This is a genomic window from Virgibacillus carmonensis (assembly GCF_057836705.1).
This window is the reverse complement of the sequence record NZ_JBYQFJ010000158.1, coordinates 1-708: the sequence shown is the minus strand read 5'-3', so window position 1 is coordinate 708 and position 708 is coordinate 1. Positions and strand designations below refer to the sequence as shown.

Sequence of the window (708 nt, the reverse complement as noted above, 5' to 3'; positions counted from 1 at the left end):
TAAGGAGTAACAAACCATGTCAAACAGCCAACCTGAATTGAAAAGCGAAGAGAAACAAACGCGATCGAACAGGCCAAAACTAAAAGATAAGCTAAAAGAAATGATTCCCCAGGGGAAAGCAAAGTCGGACGAAACAGAAGCTGCTGCTGAAAAAGTAACCAGGAAACAGCAGAAGGCTAAACAAAAGGCTGAGAAGAGAAAAAAGAAAAAGCCGAGACGTCGTGTTTTTCCAATCTGGTTGCGGATCATTGTAGTTCTTCTTTTATGCGCAATTGCACTGGTGGTTGGTGCAGTTGTCGGCTATGGTGTAGTTGGAAGCGGCAAACCAAGTGATGCACTTGACATGGATACCTGGCGCCATATTATTGATATCGTTACGAAGACTAAAAAATAAGAAAAGCATGGCTCAAATTAGCGAGCCATGCTTTCGTTATACTTACGGAACTTTTTTGCCGGTAATTAAACGGATGATTAAAACGATTACTGCGATAATAAGGATGATGTGGATTAATCCGCCTGCAATGTGAAACACGAATCCAAGTGCCCATAGAATTAATAGGATAATTAGTATGGTCCAAAGCATTCCGGGTCCTCCTTTTTAAATGGTTGTTTAATGGTTAAAATACCGCAAATCTGTTAAAATTAAACATAATCTTGCTTTATATGGCAGTATTTACTATGCCCGAATTTTACATAACAAAACATGAA

The 708-nt window shown here is 39.1% G+C and carries 2 protein-coding genes; one reads left to right on the top strand and one right to left on the bottom strand.

The genetic code is table 11. The features are described 5' to 3' along the window. The first annotated feature begins 16 nt into the window (after window positions 1–16). A complete protein-coding gene (locus tag AC3G7N_RS21115) occupies window positions 17–394 on the top strand; it encodes a DNA-directed RNA polymerase subunit beta (protein ID WP_089061361.1) in 378 nt (125 codons plus the stop codon). A gap of 42 nt (window positions 395–436) precedes the next feature. On the opposite strand, the gene AC3G7N_RS21110 is transcribed toward AC3G7N_RS21115, so the two are convergent. After that, complete coding sequence (locus AC3G7N_RS21110) at window positions 437–583, bottom strand: lmo0937 family membrane protein (RefSeq protein ID WP_157724812.1); 147 nt, start codon at window positions 581–583, stop codon at window positions 437–439. Between the last annotated feature and the right edge of the window lie 125 nt (window positions 584–708).